The 245-nt window shown below is 62.9% G+C and carries 1 pseudogene; it reads right to left on the bottom strand.

Annotated elements, in window-relative coordinates:
* Nucleotides 1-245 (bottom strand): annotated as a pseudogene (locus FAF44_RS54180) (hypothetical protein); the annotation flags it as partial.

Here is a 245-nt window from a genome sequence, read left to right as displayed (position 1 = left end):
CCGGGCTGGGTGAAGTTCCAGGTGATGGCCTGGGTCTCGCCTGAGGTGGTTGCGGTGGTCTTGGTGACCGTCCGGTTCACCATCGCGTCGACCTTGAAGAAGGAGGCGATGCTGAACCCGCTGGAGATCTGGGTTGTGTTGCCGATCGCGACCGTGATCACGGTCTGGGTGGCCAGGGTGACTACCTGCTGTCCGGTCGTGCCTGCCGTGACGAAGTAGGACTTGAAGTGCGTGACCGTGGGCTC

The organism is Nonomuraea sp. MG754425, from assembly GCF_021699195.1.
Classification (GTDB): Bacteria; Actinomycetota; Actinomycetes; order Streptosporangiales; family Streptosporangiaceae; genus Nonomuraea.
This window is presented reverse-complemented; position numbering and strand designations above follow the sequence as displayed.